We start from the raw sequence: 23,309 nt of genomic DNA, 5'->3' as shown, positions 1-23,309 counted from the left end.
CGTCAACACAGACGAGTTCTTTTGAGCATTTACCAGCACCATGATTTCTAATTTTCTAGAGTTAACTTCTACTTTAATAATCCACATAATTCCAAACCTTTTAAAATACCATCTTCGTTATGTGAATGGGTTACATGTTTTGCCGACTGTTTTACAATATCTAACGCATTCCCCATTGCAATTGGATGCTGCACTAGTTCAAACATCTCCAAATCATTTAATCCGTCCCCAAATGCATATGTAGCTTCTAAAGGCAGGTTTTTCAGGGTGAGTAAACGCTCAATGCCAGAAGCTTTTGAAGTTCCTGCTGGGTAAATATCACAACCGTATGGAGAGTTCCTTACAAATTGGAAATAGGGGAATTTTTTCTGATAATAAGATTCTTCCCCTTCTTCGCAGAATATCAGCATTAAATGGATGGATTCATTTAGATATAGACTGGCATTTATAGGAGGATATTGACCGCCAACGCGGATATAATTTTTTGTAATTAACTCTGACCCTTCACTTGTGACGGCTATTTTATCTGCGTTGTAAAAAGCCAATTCATGACCATTACGTGACGCTGCCTCATGTAATCCTATTACTTCCCTTACATCCAATGGATTTTCATAGATTACTTCCCCGTCATAGATGACATATTGACCGTTCATAACAACACATGAACGGATGCCTGTTTCCTCTAGTATGGAACCAATTTCCGCTAATGTTCGGCCAGTTGCAATAACTGGTTCTACTCCTTGCGCCTGTAACGCATGTATTGCTTCAATAGAGCTGCTTGCAACCTTTAAATCACTTGTTAAAAGTGTACCGTCTAAATCAAAGAATACTACTTGTTTCATGGTTTTCTCCTCTCCCCCAACTTATCAATTAATACGATCTACTCCATAAGCTTTCTGCCATTCCTTTTTAAAAACTGAAACGTCAGTTGCTGTAGCAGGGAAAGCAATAAATTTTTCAATAAGGTCAGGACCTGCCGTTACCGATTGTGCTCCAGCGAGACAGACATCATGGACTTGCTGAACATTTTTAAAGCTGGCAGCAACGATTTCAGCTGGTAACTGATACGTTGAAAATAACTTGGCAATTTCAGCGACTACTTTTACACCATTCCCTGTTAAATTATCGATACGATTCACATAAGGAGCTACATACTTCGCACCAGCCATTGCTGCCATTAGCGCTTGAAAAGGAGTATAGATGGTTGTCGCGAGTGTAGGTATATTTTCTATGACCAGCATTTTTATCGCTTTTAACCCTTCTTCTGTTACAGGAATCTTTACAATAATTTTTCCAGGAACCTCGCGGGTAATAAACCTTGCTTCATCGACCATTTCTTCAGCTGTCTCCCCAAGTAACTGTACAAATAATTCTTTCTCTTCACCGATTACTTCTCTAATTTCTTTAAGCTGTTCCAAGAAAGGACGATTTTCTTTTACTAGAATAGACGGATTTGTGGTGACACCGGTAATCGGAAAATACTCATTCAATCGGCGGATTTGTTCTACATTTGCTGAATCAATATATAATCTCACTTATTTCTCCTCCTCAAAAAATAGAGACTTAACCTCTTATAGATTAAGCCTCTTGTTTCCTATCAGTAGCAGAGGTTAATATCTGCTGAACATAACTTAACTATTCACTTACGATTTTAAGTTTTGTACCTAAGTAAATGGACGGAATGTCTTTATTTTCTAAGTATAAAGTACCCGGTAATTCAGGTGTTGTTGTCCCATCAAATCTTAACGTAATATGACCTAGGGTAGTTAAATTACGTTGAACGAGATTACCAACTGCAGTAATGTTAAACTCTTCGTTGTTGATGTAAAGCTTCTGCCCTTCTTGAATTTCCCCATCTGCATTAACAACATCAATGTTGTAGCAAAAATCTTTTAAATCCTGAGGAGCCTCAGTACCGAATAAAATGAACATTTTTTCTTCCAAGAACGTACCCGCCATCGAACCAATATTTTTTACTTTGTTTTCATAAATAGTTTTCATAATCTATGGCATTAACAATGAGTTATGCCCCCATGCCTCCTTTTAATATCTTAGTTGTTCGAATACTTGGTGTATCAATATAAAGTTATTTAAATATGATATTTTTTTCTTATTCATACAATCCAAAGCTGGCCAGCCATGCAACAAATACCCTCGGAACACCGATTAAGAATCGGGAATAGAGAACAGATGGTACACCTACTTCTACTGTTTCCGGCTCTGCATCAGCTAACCCAAGTCCTACTGGAATAAAATCACAGGCATTTTGAGTATTAATTGCGAATAAGGCAGGTAGAGCTAGGTTTGGTGGTATATTTCCCTTACCAATTTCGACCCCGATTAATGTACCAATAACCTGTGCAATAACGGCACCTGGACCTAGCAATGGAGATAAGAATGGTAATGAACAAATAAATCCAATTAAAAGTAGTCCGCCAATATTGCCTGCAAGAGGTGCCATTATTTTCGCAAAAACGTTACCGATTCCGGATCCTTGGATAATTCCAATCAACAGTGAAACAAAGGCCATGAATGGTATGATTGTCGTAATCATGGTTTGGACGGCATCACGTGCAGCTTGATAGAAAGTATTAATAACTTTACCTGCACCAAGTCCAAATTTAGTTACGATACTTTTATTCTTTTTTGCAGCGAGAGTCTGAGAAATTTTTTGATCCGCACTATATTTGAATTCTCTTTGAGGCGCCTGTTCAGGGAGCTTCTCCGCAGCAGCTGCCACAAGTGTTTCTGCATCATAGATAGGTTGAATCTGGTCAACATCAACGGCAGACACATAGATATCTTCCGTGATGAACTTAGCCAAGGGACCAGTTTTTCCTGTAGGCATAATATTAATTGTTGGAATTCTTTTTTGCGGGTAAATTCCACAGCGTAATGTACCTCCGCAATCAATGATTGCCACCATGATGGTCTCATCAGGTACCGATGTTTGAAAACCATTGACAGGCTCTGCACCTGTTAATTCGGCAATTTTATCGACGATGTCTGGTTTTGAACCGCCGCCAGTAATGTAAACAATTTTATTTTTTTGTGCAGTTGGAGTAATGGTCAGCGGACCTCCATAACCGCCGCTGCCTTTCACAACTTGAATGGAACGATATTCAGTCATCTTGTAAACCCCCTCTTTATCTTAGTGATGTAATTTCACTTCTGTTCTTAATGTAATGCCTTGCTGTTTTTCTACCATTTTTGTTGTAAAATCAGTAATCCAGCCTGCAAAGAAGTTCATGATTAATCCGACTAGGAGGTAACGGACAGCCAATTCTGCTGTACTAAAACCGAGTGTCTCGATCCCTGCTGCGATTCCGAGGAAGATAAACAATTCTCCTGGGTTGATATGTGGAAATAAACCATTACTTGTATGACAAAAATAAGCACCTGAAGCATAATAACTTGGCTTGTACTTTTCTGGTAAAAAACGCCCTAATGATAATGCCATGGGATTACCTAGCATAAACGATCCAACAAATGGCAGAACCATATATCTTAATAGCGGGTTTTTCGTTGAGGCCTTTGCCAGATTGTTAATCCGTTTTTCCCCAATGATTTGAATTAACGTATTCATCGCAACAATTAATAGTAAAACAACAGGGACAATTCCTGTCATCCAAGAAATAAATACATCTGCGCCTGTTTGAAACAATTTCATAAATCCTTCGGCAAATTTAATGATAAAATCCATACTCTTTCACCTCTTATTATTTTTTAACAGCAACTGCACGTTCTGCTTTTAGCATCATGTTTTTAAAAGGACTATACTTTTCCGGAATAACGCCTCCACTCATGATTGTCTTGTAGTTAGACACAGCATCTAGAATGGCTAATTTAAGCAGCTTATTACAATGGGCCATATCTTCTTCTTTTAAGGTTCGAATATTCTTATCCTCAAACCCAGGCAGGTCCTTGACTGTCGCCATTACGGTAACCCCTTGCATTTTCTTAGCCTTTAAGATTTTACCGCTATTTGACACAGCAAAAAGGACAATGGTTCCTGCACGGATTCTTCCTGGCTTCTTACCAATCGCTACCTTCCCAATTCTTCTCAGTTCTGCATACGCTTTCGAAAAATGCTTGATTTGTAGAAACCCTAAACCCATTTGAACCACAAATGCTCCGGCGATAAAAATCATAATCACAATAATATTCAATGCTTTTCACATCCTTACGTTTGTTTCAAAAATTATGACCTACTTGCATATTCAAGGCATTTCACTAATTTTTCATAGCTGGATGATTGAGCCAGTTGATCAATCAACTGATCATTGGAAGCAATCTTAATAATTTCATCGTATATTTTCACTAAAAGACTGGCGTCATAATCGGTTTGTTTTGGAATTCCTAACAGAAAGACAAGTTTAATTTCTTTCCCATCTGCCAAAACCGTTTCAGGAAAAACACCCAGTGCTAATTCAATTTTATTGGTTGCGGCATTACTAGTATGAGGAAGGGCTATAAAACGATCAAATACCATCGATCCTTTTGCTTCCCTTTCACTTAGCCGTTCTTTAAAACCTTCATCCAGGCAGCCTGTACACACTAACTTGTCTACCATTCCATTTACATTTTCGTGATAGCTTTTACTGCTATCCAATCGAAAAAATTTCTCTTCTTTCAGTAACAACTTCACGATTGAATTATGATTGCCTTCATCTTTAAGCTTAAATTTTTGTAAATAGGTCACTTTTTCGATTTGCTTTGAAACACTTTTTTCATCGAATATTTCATTAATGATGATGATGGGAGTATTCGATTCAAATCTTAGTTTTACGGTAGTAAAAACAAGATCGTAATGGTTCAATAACTCTTTTGTTACCTCTGTTTCCGAAAAAAGATCGATTTGAGTATTTTGATTAAGGAGACTCTGCAGTTGAATCGATACCAGTTTGGCCGTTCCTCTTCCTGTACCGCATATAACTGCAACCTGCCGCAAACGTTTCGTGTTTACATCACTTTGTGCAATGAAAACTCCGAAATAAACGGCCATAAATCCAAGTTCATCTTCAGAAGGTGTTAAGCCATATTCCTTTTTTATTACTTGACCAGCCATTTCTGCCATTTTAAAAGCAACAGGATATTTTTCCTTTACATCAGCCAATAATGGATTTTTAATCCTGATATCAAACATCAGCCGATTCAGCAAAAAGGTTAAGTGATAGTGTAAATCCTGAAAGAAAGTTCCATTTTCTTTAATAATTTCTTTTTCAAAGCCAAGCTGCTCCATAATCATTTCCAACAGTTTTTTCACATCATCCGTAATGGTAATGTCAGCAATTGAACGATTATTAGTTGGTGTTCTCCTGCCCGCAATGGGTAAAGTTATAAATAGAATTTCTGGTTCTGGAATCCTAATCGGAAGTTTACTTTCGATGGCACCAACGATTTCAAAAGCTATCTGATAGTCTTTAGTGTCAAGCAGCTTCCTGTGTTTATCACCCATCTCTTTAAGAGGGCAGCCTTTTAATAGGCGGTCAAGCATAACAATGACTGACTTCATTAGCCTATTTTGAGTTGAGGATTCCAAGTCATGTTCGTTAGCAATTGCCAGGATAGCTTCTTTTATATCCTCATCTAAGGGATAGCTGCTATAGATATAGTCATATACGTTATCAAGGATAAAGTAGCGTAAATCTAGTTCATTTCCACTTAAATATATTCCGCTGTTTTGTTTCCCAAGTATCGATAAGTTGTATGTTTCTAAAGCAACTGCTGCTTTTTTTAATTCATTCACCAGCGTCGTCCTGCCAATATTCATAGCAAAAGCTAGCTCATCTAAGGTATTCTCTTCATCACTATTTAGTAAGCGGTCAATGATAAAAGCAATCCGTCGTTGGGGTGAATCCTGCATATTTTTTTCTGAATAAATGCTTCCAATCAAGTTCAAAAACAACTGCTCATCCTCAATTTCCAAATGGAAGCCTTTCCCCCGTTCATTCTCTATGACTGCTATTCCCTTAAGGTCACTATTTAGCTGCTTAATATCATTGCGGATGGTTCGGGTACTTACTCCAATGGTTTCTGCGAGATAATCCAATGGACAGTATGTTTTCTTCCTGATCAACTCAATGATCTGTACGATTCGATTATCCATATTTAATTCAGACATATTCTCACCACCTTCTTCGTAAAAATGGATGATATAGATTATATCGGAATAGTTTCAGTAATGTGTAAATTTTTTCTCGGCTCCGAATCAATCATCCATTAAAATAGCTTTTACTGACGATTCATTTTTGGTTATTAACCTCTGGATTTACCACCTGAAATATTAACCGTTGTCCCTGTAATATAACTGGAACGGTCCGAAGCAAGGTAAGAAACCAAATCGCCAACTTCTTTCAATTGCCCCTCCCGTCCCAGCGGAATCGACTTACTATAATCTGTATTTAATCCTTCCACCGTAACGCCTCGTGTATAGGCCAATGCTTCTTCATAGGCAGGAGTTCTTAATCCTGTTGTTTCCAAGATACCAGGGGCTAAAGCCACCACTCGAATGTTGTATTTCCCTAACTCCTTTGCCCAGGCACGAGTAAATGAGATGACGGCACCTTTCGTAGCAGAGTAACAGCTTTGACCAGCAGAACCTTCTTGACCTGCTTCCGAAGCAACATTAATGATAACTCCCTTATTTTGTTTGACCATTTCTTTCGCCGCAGCCTGTGAACAGAGGTAAGGTCCTTTTTGATTTACCGCTACCATAAAATCGAAGTCTTTCTCACTAAGTTCATATTCTGGTCTTTCCCCTACAACATCAACTAATAGTCGCGGCAGGTTGACACCAGCGTTATTTACTAGGATATCCACTGAACCAAACAATTCAACCGTTCGGGCAACCATAAGGTTAACGCTTTCTTTTTTTGTCACATCACAGTTTATAAAATACGATCCATCAGCCTGTTGTCCTTCATCACCATTAATATCAGAGACAACGACCTTTGCTCCGTTTTTAATTAATTCTTTAGTAATATGTAATCCAATGCCAGAAGCACCACCCGTGACAATTGCCACTTTCCCTTCTAAATCAAGCCAAGAACCACTCATACTTTACTCCTCCTATATAAAGCGATTTCATTTATGATTTAAGTATAAGTAGATTAATAGACTAGATTAATACACTCTTTTTCACAAAAACGTGAAAACGAATGCAAATAAAAAATGTCTGCTCCCAATACATGGATTTCCAATCTTCGACAGAACTCGGTGCCTGATAGGGAGCCTTTTTATCGAACTTTGTTTTGTAAGGTTTTCTTCCAGTTATAAAGATAAATGAAGTTGAAACTCTTTCCATTTCACTGTTATTTGCAATTCAAATGAGAGACTATCTAACAGAAAGCAGGACACGTCAAAATTTGCTGTGATATTATGTATTTACCCCCTTCTTTATAAGAACGCTTACAAAAAGCGTCCTAACTAAAAAACCACCTTTAGTTTAAAAAGGTGGCTTTTTAGCGCAATGATTTAAAATAACTATCTCAGCGTGATCTTCAATTTTTTAAAATGTTTTGCTGAAAAACTGATAGTAATGTAATCTTTCTAGTTGACAAGGTGATAGTTCTATAAAATATTGTTTTCTAAATATGGTGATACAACCTATTACTTCATTTTCCAAACAGTAGCTATATTAGCAGCGGTTCTCTCTACGTACTCTTCTGCATGTTTAAACGCATCTTCTAATAAAATTACACCAGGGACAATACTGAATATGGCATCAATACCATGTTCATGTACAACGTCACTATCCTTTGATACGTTTCCGGCAATTCCAACAACAGGGACTCCATATTTTTTAGCCGTTTTAGCAACACCAACTGGAGTTTTGCCAAAGATAGTTTGTCCGTCAATCTTACCTTCTCCAGTTATGACTAAATCTGCATCCTCTACGATTTGAGATAGACCAGTAGCTTCAATAACAATTTCGACTCCTCGCTTCAATTCCGAGGGTAAAAAGGCCAATAGTCCTCCCCCAAGACCACCTGCAGCACCGGAACCAGGTACTTCATTTATTTTTTCACCAAGATCTCGCTCAATTATGGCAGCATAATGACCAAGATTCTGATCCAGTAGTGCTACCATTTCAGCAGTAGCCCCTTTTTGTGGTCCAAAGATAGCAGATGCTCCTTTATCCCCCGTCAGCGGATTATCAACATCACATGCAACCTCAATTTTAATATTTGCTAACCGCGGGTCAAATTCTGAGAGATTGATAGAGGCTAAGTCACAAAGAGAGCCGCCTCCTTCTCCTATTTCTATGCCATCCTCATCAAGTAGATGTGCCCCAAGCGCTTTAGCCATTCCTGCACCGCCGTCATTTGTTGCACTGCCCCCTATACCAATAATGATATGGTTAACACCGTAATCAAGAGCGGCAGCAATTAGTTCGCCTGTCCCTCTAGTTGTGGTTATGAGAGGATTTCGCTTCTCTGCTGGTACAAGGTGTAAACCTGAGGCAGCGGCCATCTCAATTACAGCTGTCGTTTTATTTCCAAGAATTCCAAAGAAAGCACCTACTGGTTCGCCTAGTGGTCCTGTTACTGTTTTTGAAATTATTTCACCACCTGTTGCATCGACTAGAGACTGTACCGTACCTTCGCCACCATCAGCCATTGGTACTTTTATATATTCAGCCTCAGGAATTACCCTTTTAAAGCCCTTTTCAATTGACTCCGCGACCTTTAGTGCTGATAAACTTTCTTTAAAGGAATCTGGCGCAATGACAATCTTCATCTTTTTCCTCTCCTATCTAGTTGATGTTAACCAAATATATGAAATACACCATAAATTAAAGTAGAAATGATAGCTAACGTTAAACCTACGAGTGTTTCGTAAGGAAGCACTTTTAGACGTTCTTTAATTTCCATATTGACACTTCCACCTGTTGCATGGAAGAAACTTCCGTGTGGTAAGTGATCTAGTACAGTTGCACCCGCATGAATCATAGCAGCACCAGCAATAGCAGAAACACCCATACCTAAAATCGTTGAACTAAATACCTGGCTGGCTACAGCTGTACCCGCAGTTGTAGAAGCCGTTGCAGCAGACATGAAGATACCAGAAACTGGTGCAAGAACATAACCCGGAAGTCCAATTGCATTTAATCCTTCGATTAAAACATCTTTCAATCCAGAATTAGCAATAATTCCAGCTAGTGTACCTGTCCCAAGAAGCATAATTGCCACACCAGACATTTTTCCTAAGCCTGAAATAGCATAGTCGTTTATCTTTCTTCCTCTGCCCATTACAATTGCTCCCAAAATACCACCAACAGGTAAGGCGATTAACGGGTCGATATTAATATCGAACAACGGTCTTAAGGCTAATAATATAATCGTTACAATAGGGGCAATAAGGGCTGCTAAGAATGAAGGAAGCGGCCCGCCATTATGAGTTTGAATTTCTTGCATTTGAACAGTTGAGCCTTTTTTCACAAGTTTTTTAGCAATAATATACGTTACGGCAAGTCCGAAAATGGCTGGAATAATACCTGCAGCCATAATGGATGTTAAAGGAACATTAAAAGCATCGGAAGCAGCAATGGCATTTGGATTTGGTGACATAATGTTACCCGCTTTACCTCCACCTATCATCGCTAGTAAAATAGCCGTTTTTGAAATTCCAGCTCTCTTAGCTATTGCTAGAGCAATTGGTGAAACCGTAATAACAGCAACGTCGATGAAAACACCAACTGTTGTTAAGATCATCGTTGCGATAGCTAGTGCAAGCAACGCTCTTGTTTCTCCTAATTTTTTTACAATCGTTTCAGCAATTACTGCCGCAGCACCTGATTCAATCAGAACTCCAGCTAAAACACCTGCAGCCAAAATTCGTAATACGGCTGGAATAATACCTTTAGCACCTTCCAACATTAATGTTACTGTATTGGTTATATCGACTCCTCCGACAAGACCGCCGACTAACGCACCGGCAATCATTCCATAGGCAGGCGATACTTTCTTTAAAATTAGTACAATTGCAACAACAAGTGCAATCACTGCACCTAAAGCGCTTACTTGAATCTGTGGATCCATTGGTGAGTCCCTCCTTGATTATTGTACATTCATTGTAAGCGTTTCCCCATCTAATTACATTGTTCAGTCCATCAAAAAAAGGCTTAGGATAACTAAGCCTTTTTGTGCATTTGCACAAAATTATTTAATTTGATTTTGCAAAATAGAAAGATAGAGCTCAAGTAAATCCTTAACATTACGCGGGTCCTTGTTTGTCAATTCAGCAATCCGTTCCAACCGGTATCTAAGGGTGTTTCGGTGAATAAAGAGCCTTCCCGCCACTTTATTAACATCTCCATTTTCTTCAACATATACCATCAATGTTTCCAACAATTCCCCTTTTTTATCTTGTTGTTTTAATTGTTGAAAATATGGACCAATCTCCCCCCCAATCCCAAGTTGATTAGCTCGCGCAAGAAAAATAGGCAATTTATATTCGTCAAAAAAATAAATGGTTTTATGAGGGTCTAGTTTCTCCCCCACATTCAAAGTATAGACTGCCTCTCGATAAGACTCGGAGAGCCCTTCTAAATCTGGATGGCAGCTTCCAATTGCAATTTTGCAATGCAACCGTTGATATTTTTCTAACCCAGTAGCCCATTTTTCCATTTGGTGTACAGTTTGGGAATAATCCCATTCTTTTTTCGTCATACCTACTTTTTTTAATAGAACTATGTGGTCAGGATGCATTACATATAAGTCGTCATTTTCCAGTTTATCGCGAATCCATTTATACCCATTTGGTTGGTTTTCAACCGTTAGGATAATAGCAACTCGTGGAATATCTAAGTTTATTCCGAGTCGTTTCATCCTTTCAAAATATAATGAATTTAATTTTTCCGTTCCGTGCAATAACTGGCTGGTTAATTCTTCTTTTAATCGTTCATCCCACTGCATTTCATCAATTAGTACAGCTTGCTGAAGAATCATTTCTGCTGCCATTTTGACCAATTCCCCGTAGTTCCGAATCTCCTCGGGTGTCCCTGTAATCCCAATGACTCCCACTACTTTATCATGAAAGTTAATCGGCAGGTTAATTCCCGCCTTAACTCCGTAAAGTTGTTGCGCTTCCGCTTCACTAATTTCAAAACCAGATTGGCTCTCTATTACCCTAATAGCTCCTTCATGAATAGAATTTATCCTTTTCTTATCGCCTGAACCAATAATTACGCCCTTCTCATTCATGACATTAATATTTCGGTTTATAATATTCATTGTTCGATTCACAATTTCCTGAGCCAAGGATTGATCTAAATATCTCATATAGACCCCTCATTTCTTTCTATCTATGCTACAAAAAGACTGCTATAAATATATCATTATTATTAGAAGTTATACTTTACTGCCTGCGGGGTTATATTCGGTCATAAACCAAATTTTAAATCGATTTGTCTGAAAAGGCTAATAAAAATGTAATCTTTCTAGTTGACAAGTGGGTAGCTTTTATATAATAATAAACATTGTATTAGAATTATTCTAATTTAGTTATTAGTATTTGATGTAAACCATTCTCACATTAATTTTAGGAGGAAATACACAATGTCATTAATCGGTAAAGAAGTACAAGCATTCACAGCAAACGCATATCAAAATGGAGATTTCATCACTGTTTCAGAAGCAAACTTTAAAGGTAAATGGAGTGTTGTTTGCTTCTACCCAGCAGATTTTACATTCGTATGCCCTACTGAATTAGAAGATTTACAAAACCAATATGCAACTCTAAAAGATCTTGGCGTTGAAGTATATTCTGTATCAACTGACACTCACTTCACACACAAAGCATGGCACGATCACTCACCAGCTATCAGCAAAATTGAATATATTATGATTGGTGACCCATCTCAAAAGCTTACTCGCGCTTTTGATGTACTTGATGAAGAAGAAGGTCTTGCACAACGTGGTACTTTTATCATTGATCCAGACGGCGTGGTACAAGCTATGGAAATTAATGCAGGCGGAATCGGCCGTGATGCAAGCACAATCGTTAACAAAATTAAAGCTGCACAATACGTTCGCAACAATCCAGGCGAAGTTTGCCCAGCTAAATGGCAAGAAGGTTCTGCAACACTTAAGCCAAGCCTTGACCTAGTTGGAAAAATTTAAGGAGTAGATAAAAATGTTACTAGATGCAGATATAAAAGCTCAGTTATCCCAGTATCTTCAACTGATGGAAGGCGATATCCTTCTTAAGGTTAGCGCAGGAACCGATGACATATCTCGCGACATGCTGCTTTTGATAGATGAATTGGCGTCCATGTCATCCAACATTAAGGTTGAAAGAACAGAACTAGAGAGAACACCAAGCTTTAGCGTAAACCGCATCGGTGAAGACACGGGCATAACGTTTGCTGGTATTCCTCTAGGACATGAATTCACTTCCTTAGTATTGGCTCTCTTGCAGGTTAGCGGAAGAGCACCAAAGGTTGATCAAAAAGTCATTGATCAAATCAAAGCCATCAAAGGTGAGTATCACTTTGAATCTTACATCAGCCTGACTTGCCACAACTGTCCTGATGTTGTACAAGCCTTAAACTTAATGAGCCTTCTCAACCCTGGTATTACCCATACCATGATTGATGGTGCAGTTTTTAAAGCTGAAGTTGAAGGCAAAAACATCATGGCGGTTCCAACTGTTTTCCTAAATGGAGAAAGCTTTGGCGGCGGCCGTATGAGTATTGAAGAAATTCTTGCTAAAATGGGTTCTGGTACAGATGCTTCCGAGCTTTCTGATAAAGAACCATACGATGTGCTGGTTGTCGGCGGCGGACCTGCTGGTGCAAGTGCAGCGATTTACGCAGCTCGAAAAGGTATCCGTACAGGTATTGTGGCTGAACGTTTTGGCGGTCAAGTAATGGACACGATGGGTATTGAGAACTTTATCGGTACGAAATATACAGAAGGTCCGAAACTTGCTGCAAGCCTTGAAGAGCATGTGAAAGAATATGGCGTGGACGTTTTAAACTTACAACGTGCAAAACGTTTAGAAAAGAAAGATCTCATTGAAATTGAACTTGAAAACGGTGCTGTTCTTAAGAGTAAAGCCGTTATCCTTTCCACTGGAGCACGCTGGCGTAATGTTGGTGTCCCAGGCGAAGCGGAGTTTAAGAATAAAGGTGTAGCATACTGCCCACACTGTGATGGTCCATTGTTTGCAGGAAAACGCGTTGCTGTTATTGGTGGCGGGAATTCTGGTATTGAGGCTGCAATTGATCTTGCAGGTATCGTAAAGCATGTAACAGTTCTTGAGTTTGCAGCAGAGTTAAAAGCTGACTCAGTGCTTCAAGATCGTCTTTACAGCCTGCCTAATGTAACGGTTATTCTGAATGCTCAAACAAAAGAAATTACCGGTACTGACAAGGTAAATGGTATTTCCTATATGGATCGTGAAACAGAAGAAATTAAGCACATCGAATTAGAAGGTATTTTCGTTCAAATCGGTCTTGTACCAAACACAGATTGGTTAGAGGGTACCCTTGAACGCACTCGCTTCGGTGAGATTATTGTGGACAAGCATGGTGCTACAAGCATTCCAGGTGTATATGCGGCTGGTGACTGTACAGATAGTGCTTATAAGCAGATCATTATCTCTATGGGATCAGGTGCAACTGCTGCCTTAGGTGCATTCGATTATTTGATTAGAAATTAATCTCACAATAAAAAATGTCGCTGTACTATCTTGACCGATAGTATGGCGGCTTTTTTCTTTTTCCCCAGCTGAATCCTTTTTCCACCTTCCCTTCCCCTCGCCTTCTAACAGAATAGTATCTTCAATTCTAAGACAACCTAATAATAGAATTAAATTTTCTTCTTACAATTTTATCATATAGTGTTGTTGAAGGGAGATTGATCTGTGAAACTGTATCAAGTGAGAAAAGGACAATTTGTTTATTTTAACAATGAGTTGCATAAGGTATATGGAGTAAAACCCATGTATAAACTTTCCGTGCATCTTATTAAGCTTAGAGACTTAACACAGCAAATCACCAATGCCGCAAGCGTTGAAAAATGCAAGCCAATGGAATATGACAGCTTTATTTTTAATCATAAGGCATATACACTCAGAAAAGACAGAAATGCGGAAGCAGGAGATTATATCCTTATAAACAACCCAATGCCCGATTCCCTTGATACCTATTCATTAAATGAAATTGAATTGGTTGAAACGGCAGATAACAAAGGGGTTATCACGAGTAATTCTCACGGGGTTAAACATAATGAGTATTTATTAATGGTACCTGGCCGTGCGGCTGGTAGTAATCCTATCGATTATAAAGACAAGGCAAATGATGAAGACGAGAGCTTGAACGACATCGGAATCCTAGGTCTGCCCAGCAGCGATCAGCTGCCTTCGTTAGGAGACATCTATAAAAAGAAGGGCAACGACTCTGTTGTTGAAGCAATGGTGGTCGCCATCAGTGACCAAACCGTTTACCTCGGAGGCGGATTAGAGATTACTCAGGTTGAGTTGATGAACACGGAAAAGTGGGAATTTCTATATAACCTCCTTGATAAGTGATGATTTTTAAAATAATATATCTGACACCACGTTTTACTAGGAGGATTCCATGGACAACAAAAAGAATATGGGAAACAGTGTATTTATCATATCATTAATACTTACGCTCATTTTTATTGTTTGGGGAGTTTTTTTTACCGATAATCTCGCCAAAGTTACCGATATTATTTATAACGGTTCGATCGATTACCTTGGTTGGGTGTATCTTGGTGCTACCCTATTTTTTGTTATTTTTTCAATTTATTTATTGTTTTCTAGATTTGGTGATATTCGGCTGGGTAAGAAAACAGACCGTCCTGATTTTAACACTGCCTCTTGGCTTGCCATGCTATTTGGTGCTGGGATGGGAATCGGAATTGTTTACTGGAGTGTCGCCGAACCTGTAACGCACTATACAACCCCTCCTTATGGAGAAGCTTATACGGTTGACGCAGCCAATACGGCGATGAAATATACATTTTTCCATTGGGGCCTTGATCCTTGGGCCATTTATACGGTAATAGGGCTGGCACTTGCTTTTTTTCAATATAACAAAAGGCTTCCGGCAGCCATAAGTTCGGCCTTCCATCCGATATTAGGAGACAGAATTTACGGACCGATTGGAAAAACAATTGATATCCTATCCATCTTTGCAACAGTCTTTGGTATCGCAACTTCTTTAGGCCTTGGTGCCATGCAGGTGACAGCCGGAATGCATGACATATTCGGTGTTCCTAATCAGTTATTTGTCCAAATGATTGTAATTGTGGTGGCAACAGTTATTTTTATTATTTCTATTAATACAGGATTAGAAAGGGGTATCCAGTACTTATCCAATGCAGCGATGATCTTATCTTTTACGATTATGCTGCTAATTCTAATCGTAGGTCCAACGCTGACTGTAATTAAAGTCTTTTTTAATACAACAGGTCTTTACATTAGTGACTTTATACATATGAGTTTAAGGCTAAAGCCCTTTGGTGAAGGAGAATGGATTGCCTCTTGGACGCTTTTTTACTGGGCATGGTGGATTGCCTGGGCACCATTTGTGGGGATGTTTATTGCCAGGGTTTCAAAAGGAAGGACAGTAAGGGAATTTGTTATTGGCGTATTGGTTGTTCCCACCCTCGGAACCTGTCTCTGGATGTCCATATTTGGAGGCTCCGCGCTTGAGCTTGTTCAAAACAAAGGCAACCATGACCTGGCAAAAAATATTACTGAAAACGTTTCATTGTCTATCTTTACATTCTTTGATTATCTACCATTAAGTTCGGTGTTAAGTATTTTAGGGTTTGCGGTTGTAGCGATTTATTATATAACGGTCGCCGATACCGCAACCTTTGTTTTAGGAATGCTAAGTGAAGGCGGTACATTAAATCCCTCAAATAAAATAAAAATGACATGGGGTGTCATTCAATCGGCTTTGGCAGCTGTTTTACTTTTGGCTGGCGGGTTGAACGTATTACAAACAGCTTCCATTGCTGCAGCACTCCCTTTTGCGATTATCATGATCGTCATGTGCTTCTCATTAGTGAAAGGGTTAAAAAGTGAAGTCGAAGTACAAAGAGGAAATAAAAGAAGTACGTACCATTCCTAAAGGGATATTAAATGTAGATTAAGTCGCACTGAAAACCCAAGGCGGTATATAGACAAAGAAAACCCCCTTTAAGAATTTAGCTATTTTCTTAAAGGGGGTTTTGTTTTATGTATGAATATCAAATTATTTAAAGTTATGGCTCCGCAGGTAGGACTCGAACCTACGACCGATCGGTTAACAGCCGATAGCTCTACCACTGAGCTACTGCGGAACAATGGAAGTTATTTTGCTGTCGCATATATTCTAACGATTTTGCTTCGCAAAAAGTTCTAGTGGGCCTAAATGGACTCGAACCATCGACCTCACGCTTATCAGGCGTGCGCTCTAACCAGCTGAGCTATAGGCCCTTATTTGGAGCGGGTGATGAGAATCGAACTCACAACATCAGCTTGGAAGGCTGAGGTTTTACCACTAAACTACACCCGCATATTATTAAAATTTGGAGGCAGCACCCGGATTTGAACCGGGGATAAAGGTTTTGCAGACCTCTGCCTTACCACTTGGCTATGCTGCCCAACTGTTAAAGAGTTAACTCTTTTTATCAAGATAAATGGGGCGACTGATGGGAATCGAACCCACGAATGCCTGAACCACAATCAGGTGCGTTAACCACTTCGCCACAATCGCCATATTGGTTATTTTCACCTTCGTCAAAAAACTTTGGTTATTTTCTAATGAAAATAACTTGGTGGAGGGGGACGGATTCGAACCGCCGAACCCTGAGGGAGCGGATTTACAGTCCGCCGCGTTTAGCCACTTCGCTACCCCTCCATATATATAAGAACAATAAGATCCTAAAAAAAATGATGGCTCAGGACGGAATCGAACCGCCGACACAAGGATTTTCAGTCCTTTGCTCTACCGACTGAGCTACTGAGCCATACAAACTATATCTATATCAACAGTAGAGTTACCTACTGATATAAAAATGGCGGTCCGGACGGGACTCGAACCCGCGACCTCCTGCGTGACAGGCAGGCATTCTAACCAACTGAACTACCGGACCAATTTGAAACTAGCTAACACTAATGGCGGAGGAAGAGGGATTCGAACCCCCGCGCGGTTTAACCCGCCTGTCGGTTTTCAAGACCGATCCCTTCAGCCGGACTTGGGTATTCCTCCGAATAAGTGGAGCCTAGCGGGATCGAACCGCTGACCTCCTGCGTGCAAAGCAGGCGCTCTCCCAGCTGAGCTAAGGCCCCATGTATATTTAATAGGCTTGCATGGTCGGGAAGACAGGATTCGAACCTGCGACCCCTTGGTCCCAAACCAAGTGCTCTACCAAGCTGAGCTACTTCCCGTAATATATGGCGCGCCCGAAAGGAGTCGAACCCATAACCTTCTGATCCGTAGTCAGACACTCTATCCAATTGAGCTACGGGCGCAATATTATAATAACTATTAGCTTAAAAAAAATAATGCCTCTGCACTACTTCCGCATATTTTACAGTTAAAAAAACCTAAGTGCGGGTGAAGGGAGTCGAACCCCCACGCCTTGCGGCGCCAGATCCTAAGTCTGGTGCGTCTGCCAATTCCGCCACACCCGCATATAGAAAGTTATTTTGCTGGGCAAAAAACTTGGTGAGCCATGAAGGACTCGAACCTTCGACCCTCTGATTAAAAGTCAGATGCTCTACCAACTGAGCTAATGGCTCATACAAATAGTTCTTAGATGTAAGAAGCATGGTGCCGGCGAGAGGACTTGAACCCCCAACCTACTGATTACAAGTCAGTTGCTCTACCAATTGAGCTACCCCGGCGTATATGGTAAATTATTTTCACTTTGAGAAATATTGAAAGTTATTTTCACTATCGTGAAAAAACTTTGGTGGAGGATGACGGGATCGAACCGCCGACCCTCTGCTTGTAAGGCAGATGCTCTCCCAGCTGAGCTAATCCTCCACATAAATGAATGTTCTTAACGCTGGCTTGAAAGGAAAGTTAGTTTCGCTAACGTTAGTGGAATGTTATTTTTCGCTATCGCGATGGAACGTTATTTTCTCTATCGCGAAAAAACGTTGGTGACCCCTACGGGATTCGAACCCGTGTTACCTCCGTGAAAGGGAGGTGTCTTAACCACTTGACCAAGGGGCCGTAATAGATTTTGAGCAAAAAAATAGCCCCAAAGGGGTAGCCTGGCAACGTCCTACTCTCACAGGGACAAAGTCCCAACTACCATCGGCGCTGAGAAGCTTAACTTCCGTGTTCGGTATGGGAACGGGTGTGACCTTCTCGCCATTGCTGCCAGACTATTAAATTGAGGTATCATTCCCTCAAAACTAGATAATTTCAGAAGAAGTTTGTAAAACGAGTTCACCTTAAATATTGTCCAGCTGCGGCTCCTAACTTCTCGGCCGTTTCAATCCGTCCCCGCAAATCCAAAACCGGGATTTGCAGTGCCGGCTCTCCAACGTCTATCGAAGTTGAACAGTCGCCTCCGCTTTTCTATTTGGTTAAGTCCTCGAACGATTAGTATCAGTCAGCTCCACATGTTACCACGCTTCCACCTCTGACCTATCAACCTGATCATCTTTCAGGGTTCTTACTAGCTTGACGCTATGGGAAATCTCATCTTGAGGGGGGCTTCATGCTTAGATGCTTTCAGCACTTATCCCGTCCGCACATAGCTACCCAGCGATGCCTTTGGCAAGACAACTGGTACACCAGCGGTGCGTCCATCCCGGTCCTCTCGTACTAAGGACAGCTCCTCTCAAATTTCCTGCGCCCACGACGGATAGGGACCGAACTGTCTCACGACGTTCTGAACCCAGCTCGCGTACCGCTTTAATGGGCGAACAGCCCAACCCTTGGGACCGACTACAGCCCCAGGATGCGATGAGCCGACATCGAGGTGCCAAACCTCCCCGTCGATGTGGACTCTTGGGGGAGATAAGCCTGTTATCCCCGGGGTAGCTTTTATCCGTTGAGCGATGGCCCTTCCATGCGGAACCACCGGATCACTAAGCCCGACTTTCGTCCCTGCTCGACTTGTAGGTCTCGCAGTCAAGCTCCCTTGTGCCTTTACACTCTGCGAATGATTTCCAACCATTCTGAGGGAACCTTTGGGCGCCTCCGTTACTCTTTAGGAGGCGACCGCCCCAGTCAAACTGCCCACCTGACACTGTCTCCCACCCCGATCAGGGGTGAGGGTTAGAATTTCAATACAGCCAGGGTAGTATCCCACCGACGCCTCCACCGAAGCTGGCGCTCCGGCTTCTCAGGCTCCTACCTATCCTGTACAAGCTGTACCAAAATTCAATATCAGGCTACAGTAAAGCTCCACGGGGTCTTTCCGTCCTGTCGCGGGTAACCTGCATCTTCACAGGTACTATAATTTCACCGAGTCTCTCGTTGAGACAGTGCCCAGATCGTTACGCCTTTCGTGCGGGTCGGAACTTACCCGACAAGGAATTTCGCTACCTTAGGACCGTTATAGTTACGGCCGCCGTTTACTGGGGCTTCGATTCAGAGCTTCGCTTAGCAGCTAACCCCTCCTCTTAACCTTCCAGCACCGGGCAGGCGTCAGCCCCTATACTTCGCCTTGCGGCTTCGCAGAGACCTGTGTTTTTGCTAAACAGTCGCCTGGGCCTATTCACTGCGGCTCTTCGAGGCTATTCACCTCAAAAAGCACCCCTTCTCCCGAAGTTACGGGGTCATTTTGCCGAGTTCCTTAACGAGAGTTCTCTCGCTCACCTTAGGATTCTCTCCTCGCCTACCTGTGTCGGTTTGCGGTACGGGCACCTTTTATCTCGCTAGAGGCTTTTCTTGGCAGTGTGGAATCAGGAACTTCGGTACTATATTTCCCTCGGCATTACAGCTCAGCCTTAATGGTAAGCGGATTTTCCTACTTACCAGCCTAACTGCTTACACGCACATATCCAACAGTGCGCTTACCCTATCCTCCTGCGTCCCCCCATCACTCAAACGATAAAGAGGTGGTACAGGAATATCAACCTGTTGTCCATCGCCTACGCCTTTCGGCCTCGGCTTAGGTCCCGACTAACCCTGAGAGGACGAGCCTTCCTCAGGAAACCTTAGGCATACGGTGGATGGGATTCTCACCCATCTTTCGCTACTCATACCGGCATTCTCACTTCTAAGCGCTCCACCAGTCCTTACGGTCTAGCTTCAACGCCCTTAGAACGCTCTCCTACCACTGACACCATACGGTGTCAATCCACAGCTTCGGTGTTACGTTTAGCCCCGGTACATTTTCGGCGCAGAGTCACTCGACCAGTGAGCTATTACGCACTCTTTAAATGGTGGCTGCTTCTAAGCCAACATCCTGGTTGTCTAAGCAACTCCACATCCTTTTCCACTTAACGTAAACTTTGGGACCTTAGCTGGTGGTCTGGGCTGTTTCCCTTTTGACTACGGATCTTATCACTCGCAGTCTGACTCCCACGGATAAGTCTTTGGCATTCGGAGTTTGTCTGAATTCGGTAACCCGATGAGGGCCCCTAGTCCAAACAGTGCTCTACCTCCAAGACTCTTACAACGTGAGGCTAGCCCTAAAGCTATTTCGGAGAGAACCAGCTATCTCCAAGTTCGATTGGAATTTCTCCGCTACCCACACCTCATCCCCGCACTTTTCAACGTGCGTGGGTTCGGGCCTCCATCCAGTGTTACCTGGACTTCACCCTGGACATGGGTAGATCACCTGGTTTCGGGTCTACGACCACATACTCATACGCCCTATTCAGACTCGCTTTCGCTGCGGCTCCGTCTCTTCAACTTAACCTTGCATGGGATCGTAACTCGCCGGTTCATTCTACAAAAGGCACGCCATCACCCATAAACGGGCTCTGACTACTTGTAGGCACACGGTTTCAGGATCTCTTTCACTCCCCTTCCGGGGTGCTTTTCACCTTTCCCTCACGGTACTGGTTCACTATCGGTCACTAGGGAGTATTTAGCCTTGGGAGATGGTCCTCCCAGCTTCCGACCGGATTTCACGTGTCCGGCCGTACTCAGGATCCACTCAGGAGGGAACGAAGTTTCAACTACAGGGTTTTTACCTTCTATGACGGACCTTTCCAGATCGCTTCATCTACCCCGTTCCTTTGTAACTCCATGTTGAGTGTCCTACAACCCCAAGAGGCAAGCCTCTTGGTTTGGGCTATGTCCCGTTTCGCTCGCCGCTACTCAGGGAATCGCGTTTGCTTTCTCTTCCTCCGGGTACTTAGATGTTTCAGTTCCCCGGGTCTGCCTTCAATACCCTATGTATTCAGGTAAAGATACTGCTCCATTACGAGCAGTGGGTTCCCCCATTCGGAAATCTCCGGATCAAAGCTTACTTACAGCTCCCCGAAGCATATCGGTGTTAGTCCCGTCCTTCATCGGCTCCTAGTGCCAAGGCATCCACCGTGCGCCCTTTCTAACTTAACCTAAATGGTTATACTCTTATTAAAATAAGAGAGAAAAACTAAAATGGCGATTCTCGGTTTTACTTTGACTTCTTCTTACGATTATCTAGTTTTCAAAGAACGATTAAAAAAAGCTTTGAGAGAATTACTCCCTCAAAACTAAACAAACAAGTAACAGTCAACGTTTTATCAGTCCACAAGGACTGCATTATCCTTAGAAAGGAGGTGATCCAGCCGCACCTTCCGATACGGCTACCTTGTTACGACTTCACCCCAATCATCTGTCCCACCTTAGGCGGCTGGCTCCTTGCGGTTACCCCACCGACTTCGGGTGTTACAAACTCTCGTGGTGTGACGGGCGGTGTGTACAAGGCCCGGGAACGTATTCACCGCGGCATGCTGATCCGCGATTACTAGCGATTCCGGCTTCATGTAGGCGAGTTGCAGCCTACAATCCGAACTGAGAATGGTTTTATGGGATTGGCTAAACCTCGCGGTCTTGCAGCCCTTTGTACCATCCATTGTAGCACGTGTGTAGCCCAGGTCATAAGGGGCATGATGATTTGACGTCATCCCCACCTTCCTCCGGTTTGTCACCGGCAGTCTCCTTAGAGTGCCCAACTGAATGCTGGCAACTAAGAACAAGGGTTGCGCTCGTTGCGGGACTTAACCCAACATCTCACGACACGAGCTGACGACAACCATGCACCACCTGTCACTCTGTCCCCCGAAGGGGAACGTCCTATCTCTAGGAGTGTCAGAGGATGTCAAGACCTGGTAAGGTTCTTCGCGTTGCTTCGAATTAAACCACATGCTCCACCGCTTGTGCGGGCCCCCGTCAATTCCTTTGAGTTTCAGCCTTGCGGCCGTACTCCCCAGGCGGAGTGCTTAATGCGTTAGCTGCAGCACTAAAGGGCGGAAACCCTCTAACACTTAGCACTCATCGTTTACGGCGTGGACTACCAGGGTATCTAATCCTGTTTGCTCCCCACGCTTTCGCGCCTCAGCGTCAGTTACAGACCAGAAAGCCGCCTTCGCCACTGGTGTTCCTCCACATCTCTACGCATTTCACCGCTACACGTGGAATTCCGCTTTCCTCTTCTGTACTCAAGTCCCCCAGTTTCCAATGACCCTCCACGGTTGAGCCGTGGGCTTTCACATCAGACTTAAAGGACCGCCTGCGCGCGCTTTACGCCCAATAATTCCGGACAACGCTTGCCACCTACGTATTACCGCGGCTGCTGGCACGTAGTTAGCCGTGGCTTTCTGGTTAGGTACCGTCAAGGTACCGGCAGTTACTCCGGTACTTGTTCTTCCCTAACAACAGAGCTTTACGACCCGAAGGCCTTCATCGCTCACGCGGCGTTGCTCCGTCAGACTTTCGTCCATTGCGGAAGATTCCCTACTGCTGCCTCCCGTAGGAGTCTGGGCCGTGTCTCAGTCCCAGTGTGGCCGATCACCCTCTCAGGTCGGCTACGCATCGTCGCCTTGGTGAGCCGTTACCTCACCAACTAGCTAATGCGCCGCGGGCCCATCTGTAAGTGTCAGCGTAAACCGACTTTCAGCTTTTCCTCATGAGAGGAAAAGGATTATCCGGTATTAGCTCCGGTTTCCCGAAGTTATCCCAGTCTTACAGGCAGGTTGCCCACGTGTTACTCACCCGTCCGCCGCTAATCAAAAGGTGCAAGCACCTTAAGATTCGCTCGACTTGCATGTATTAGGCACGCCGCCAGCGTTCGTCCTGAGCCAGGATCAAACTCTCCAAGAAAGTTGATTTAGCTCATTTGTTACGTTGGCTTAGCTTTTAATAAAAGCTAAAAAAATTTGTT

General features: G+C 42.4%; 15 protein-coding genes, 17 tRNA genes and 3 rRNA genes. 4 read left to right on the top strand and 31 right to left on the bottom strand.

The genetic code is table 11. The features are described 5' to 3' along the window. Window positions 1-68 precede the first annotated feature (68 nt). The 11 genes from QFZ28_RS05280 to QFZ28_RS05230 form a co-directional block, all read right to left on the bottom strand. Window positions 69-842 (bottom strand): Cof-type HAD-IIB family hydrolase, encoded by a 774-nt coding sequence (locus QFZ28_RS05280; protein WP_307193671.1) that lies wholly within the window; start codon window positions 840-842, stop codon window positions 69-71. Window positions 843-866: 24 nt separating this feature from the next. Next, window positions 867-1,535: a transaldolase family protein gene (locus QFZ28_RS05275; protein WP_307193670.1), complete on the bottom strand. Its 669-nt coding sequence runs from the start codon at window positions 1,533-1,535 to the stop codon at window positions 867-869. A gap of 100 nt (window positions 1,536-1,635) precedes the next feature. Next, window positions 1,636-2,001, bottom strand: coding sequence for a PTS glucitol/sorbitol transporter subunit IIA (locus QFZ28_RS05270; RefSeq protein WP_307193669.1), 366 nt, complete (start codon window positions 1,999-2,001; stop codon window positions 1,636-1,638). Between the two features lie 109 nt (window positions 2,002-2,110). Beyond that, window positions 2,111-3,130: a PTS glucitol/sorbitol transporter subunit IIB gene (gene srlE / locus QFZ28_RS05265; RefSeq protein WP_307193668.1), complete on the bottom strand. Its 1,020-nt coding sequence runs from the start codon at window positions 3,128-3,130 to the stop codon at window positions 2,111-2,113. Window positions 3,131-3,151: 21 nt separating this feature from the next. Then, the gene (gene srlA / locus QFZ28_RS05260) at window positions 3,152-3,703 is read right to left on the bottom strand and encodes a PTS glucitol/sorbitol transporter subunit IIC (protein ID WP_307193667.1); all 552 of its coding nucleotides are present in this window, start codon (window positions 3,701-3,703) and stop codon (window positions 3,152-3,154) included. Window positions 3,704-3,719: 16 nt separating this feature from the next. After that, window positions 3,720-4,169: a transcriptional regulator GutM gene (locus QFZ28_RS05255; protein ID WP_307193666.1), complete on the bottom strand. Its 450-nt coding sequence runs from the start codon at window positions 4,167-4,169 to the stop codon at window positions 3,720-3,722. Window positions 4,170-4,201: 32 nt separating this feature from the next. Further along, window positions 4,202-6,124: a BglG family transcription antiterminator gene (locus tag QFZ28_RS05250; RefSeq protein ID WP_307193665.1), complete on the bottom strand. Its 1,923-nt coding sequence runs from the start codon at window positions 6,122-6,124 to the stop codon at window positions 4,202-4,204. Window positions 6,125-6,258: 134 nt separating this feature from the next. After that, entirely contained in the window at window positions 6,259-7,059 is an 801-nt protein-coding gene (locus QFZ28_RS05245) for an SDR family oxidoreductase (protein WP_307193664.1), read from the bottom strand. Between the two features lie 552 nt (window positions 7,060-7,611). Next, window positions 7,612-8,742 (bottom strand): glycerate kinase, encoded by a 1,131-nt coding sequence (locus QFZ28_RS05240; RefSeq protein ID WP_307193663.1) that lies wholly within the window; start codon window positions 8,740-8,742, stop codon window positions 7,612-7,614. A gap of 26 nt (window positions 8,743-8,768) precedes the next feature. Beyond that, window positions 8,769-10,043: a GntP family permease gene (locus QFZ28_RS05235; protein WP_307193662.1), complete on the bottom strand. Its 1,275-nt coding sequence runs from the start codon at window positions 10,041-10,043 to the stop codon at window positions 8,769-8,771. Window positions 10,044-10,163: 120 nt separating this feature from the next. Then, window positions 10,164-11,285 (bottom strand): sugar diacid recognition domain-containing protein, encoded by a 1,122-nt coding sequence (locus tag QFZ28_RS05230; RefSeq protein ID WP_307193661.1) that lies wholly within the window; start codon window positions 11,283-11,285, stop codon window positions 10,164-10,166. 276 nt (window positions 11,286-11,561) lie between these two features. On the opposite strand from QFZ28_RS05230, the gene ahpC reads away from it, so the two are divergent. From ahpC to QFZ28_RS05210, 4 genes are all read left to right on the top strand, one after another. Next, window positions 11,562-12,125, top strand: a complete 564-nt coding sequence (gene ahpC / locus QFZ28_RS05225; RefSeq protein WP_307193660.1) for an alkyl hydroperoxide reductase subunit C — start codon at window positions 11,562-11,564, stop codon at window positions 12,123-12,125. A 13-nt stretch (window positions 12,126-12,138) separates the two neighbouring features. After that, a complete protein-coding gene (gene ahpF, locus QFZ28_RS05220) occupies window positions 12,139-13,668 on the top strand; it encodes an alkyl hydroperoxide reductase subunit F (RefSeq protein WP_307193659.1) in 1,530 nt (509 codons plus the stop codon). Window positions 13,669-13,872: 204 nt separating this feature from the next. Beyond that, window positions 13,873-14,538: a hypothetical protein gene (locus tag QFZ28_RS05215; protein WP_307193658.1), complete on the top strand. Its 666-nt coding sequence runs from the start codon at window positions 13,873-13,875 to the stop codon at window positions 14,536-14,538. Window positions 14,539-14,587: 49 nt separating this feature from the next. Next, entirely contained in the window at window positions 14,588-16,114 is a 1,527-nt protein-coding gene (locus tag QFZ28_RS05210; RefSeq protein ID WP_307193657.1) for a glycine betaine uptake BCCT transporter, read from the top strand. A gap of 136 nt (window positions 16,115-16,250) precedes the next feature. On the opposite strand, the gene QFZ28_RS05205 is transcribed toward QFZ28_RS05210, so the two are convergent. The 20 genes from QFZ28_RS05205 to QFZ28_RS05110 all read right to left on the bottom strand — a co-directional run bounded on the left by QFZ28_RS05205 (window position 16,251) and on the right by QFZ28_RS05110 (window position 23,248). Continuing rightward, a tRNA-Asn gene (locus QFZ28_RS05205) sits at window positions 16,251-16,325 on the bottom strand. A gap of 62 nt (window positions 16,326-16,387) precedes the next feature. Next, window positions 16,388-16,461: transfer RNA gene (locus QFZ28_RS05200), tRNA-Ile, on the bottom strand. Window positions 16,462-16,466: 5 nt separating this feature from the next. Beyond that, a tRNA-Gly gene (locus QFZ28_RS05195) sits at window positions 16,467-16,540 on the bottom strand. A 14-nt stretch (window positions 16,541-16,554) separates the two neighbouring features. Beyond that, window positions 16,555-16,628 (bottom strand) — tRNA-Cys (locus tag QFZ28_RS05190). A gap of 37 nt (window positions 16,629-16,665) precedes the next feature. Then, a tRNA-His gene (locus tag QFZ28_RS05185) sits at window positions 16,666-16,741 on the bottom strand. A 59-nt stretch (window positions 16,742-16,800) separates the two neighbouring features. After that, window positions 16,801-16,885: transfer RNA gene (locus QFZ28_RS05180), tRNA-Tyr, on the bottom strand. A gap of 36 nt (window positions 16,886-16,921) precedes the next feature. Continuing rightward, window positions 16,922-16,994, bottom strand: a tRNA-Phe gene (locus tag QFZ28_RS05175). A gap of 49 nt (window positions 16,995-17,043) precedes the next feature. Beyond that, window positions 17,044-17,120 (bottom strand) — tRNA-Asp (locus QFZ28_RS05170). A 23-nt stretch (window positions 17,121-17,143) separates the two neighbouring features. Further along, window positions 17,144-17,236 (bottom strand) — tRNA-Ser (locus tag QFZ28_RS05165). A gap of 7 nt (window positions 17,237-17,243) precedes the next feature. Then, window positions 17,244-17,316: transfer RNA gene (locus QFZ28_RS05160), tRNA-Ala, on the bottom strand. A gap of 22 nt (window positions 17,317-17,338) precedes the next feature. Then, window positions 17,339-17,415 (bottom strand) — tRNA-Pro (locus tag QFZ28_RS05155). Window positions 17,416-17,422: 7 nt separating this feature from the next. Continuing rightward, window positions 17,423-17,499, bottom strand: a tRNA-Arg gene (locus QFZ28_RS05150). Window positions 17,500-17,579: 80 nt separating this feature from the next. Further along, window positions 17,580-17,661, bottom strand: a tRNA-Leu gene (locus tag QFZ28_RS05145). 32 nt (window positions 17,662-17,693) lie between these two features. Then, a tRNA-Lys gene (locus tag QFZ28_RS05140) sits at window positions 17,694-17,769 on the bottom strand. 29 nt (window positions 17,770-17,798) lie between these two features. Further along, window positions 17,799-17,874, bottom strand: a tRNA-Thr gene (locus QFZ28_RS05135). Between the two features lie 66 nt (window positions 17,875-17,940). Beyond that, window positions 17,941-18,016 (bottom strand) — tRNA-Val (locus QFZ28_RS05130). Window positions 18,017-18,133: 117 nt separating this feature from the next. Then, window positions 18,134-18,208: transfer RNA gene (locus tag QFZ28_RS05125), tRNA-Glu, on the bottom strand. A gap of 39 nt (window positions 18,209-18,247) precedes the next feature. Further along, a 5S ribosomal RNA gene (rrf, locus tag QFZ28_RS05120) occupies window positions 18,248-18,363 on the bottom strand. Between the two features lie 200 nt (window positions 18,364-18,563). After that, window positions 18,564-21,502: ribosomal RNA gene (locus QFZ28_RS05115) — 23S ribosomal RNA — on the bottom strand. Between the two features lie 196 nt (window positions 21,503-21,698). Continuing rightward, window positions 21,699-23,248 (bottom strand): 16S ribosomal RNA (locus tag QFZ28_RS05110). Together the 16S, 23S and 5S rRNA genes with 17 tRNA genes alongside form the textbook arrangement of a ribosomal RNA operon. Window positions 23,249-23,309 lie beyond the last annotated feature (61 nt).

It is taken from the genome of Neobacillus niacini, from assembly GCF_030817695.1.
In the GTDB taxonomy this organism is placed as follows: Bacteria; Bacillota; Bacilli; order Bacillales; family Cytobacillaceae; genus Neobacillus; species Neobacillus niacini_F.
This window is presented reverse-complemented; position numbering and strand designations above follow the sequence as displayed.

Bases quoted from the DNA above. Each gene is read 5' to 3' on its own strand.
- QFZ28_RS05280 (WP_307193671.1), bottom strand. From the start codon at position 842: ATGAAACAAGTAGTATTCTTTGATTTAGACGGTACACTTTTAACAAGT.
- QFZ28_RS05270 (WP_307193669.1), bottom strand. From the start codon at position 2,001: ATGAAAACTATTTATGAAAACAAAGTAAAAAATATTGGTTCGATGGCG.
- srlE (WP_307193668.1), bottom strand. From the start codon at position 3,130: ATGACTGAATATCGTTCCATTCAAGTTGTGAAAGGCAGCGGCGGTTAT.
- srlA (WP_307193667.1), bottom strand. From the start codon at position 3,703: ATGGATTTTATCATTAAATTTGCCGAAGGATTTATGAAATTGTTTCAA.
- QFZ28_RS05250 (WP_307193665.1), bottom strand. From the start codon at position 6,124: ATGTCTGAATTAAATATGGATAATCGAATCGTACAGATCATTGAGTTG.
- QFZ28_RS05245 (WP_307193664.1), bottom strand. From the start codon at position 7,059: ATGAGTGGTTCTTGGCTTGATTTAGAAGGGAAAGTGGCAATTGTCACG.
- QFZ28_RS05240 (WP_307193663.1), bottom strand. From the start codon at position 8,742: ATGAAGATTGTCATTGCGCCAGATTCCTTTAAAGAAAGTTTATCAGCA.
- QFZ28_RS05235 (WP_307193662.1), bottom strand. From the start codon at position 10,043: ATGGATCCACAGATTCAAGTAAGCGCTTTAGGTGCAGTGATTGCACTT.
- QFZ28_RS05230 (WP_307193661.1), bottom strand. From the start codon at position 11,285: ATGAGATATTTAGATCAATCCTTGGCTCAGGAAATTGTGAATCGAACA.
- ahpC (WP_307193660.1), top strand. From the start codon at position 11,562: ATGTCATTAATCGGTAAAGAAGTACAAGCATTCACAGCAAACGCATAT.
- ahpF (WP_307193659.1), top strand. From the start codon at position 12,139: ATGTTACTAGATGCAGATATAAAAGCTCAGTTATCCCAGTATCTTCAA.
- QFZ28_RS05210 (WP_307193657.1), top strand. From the start codon at position 14,588: ATGGACAACAAAAAGAATATGGGAAACAGTGTATTTATCATATCATTA.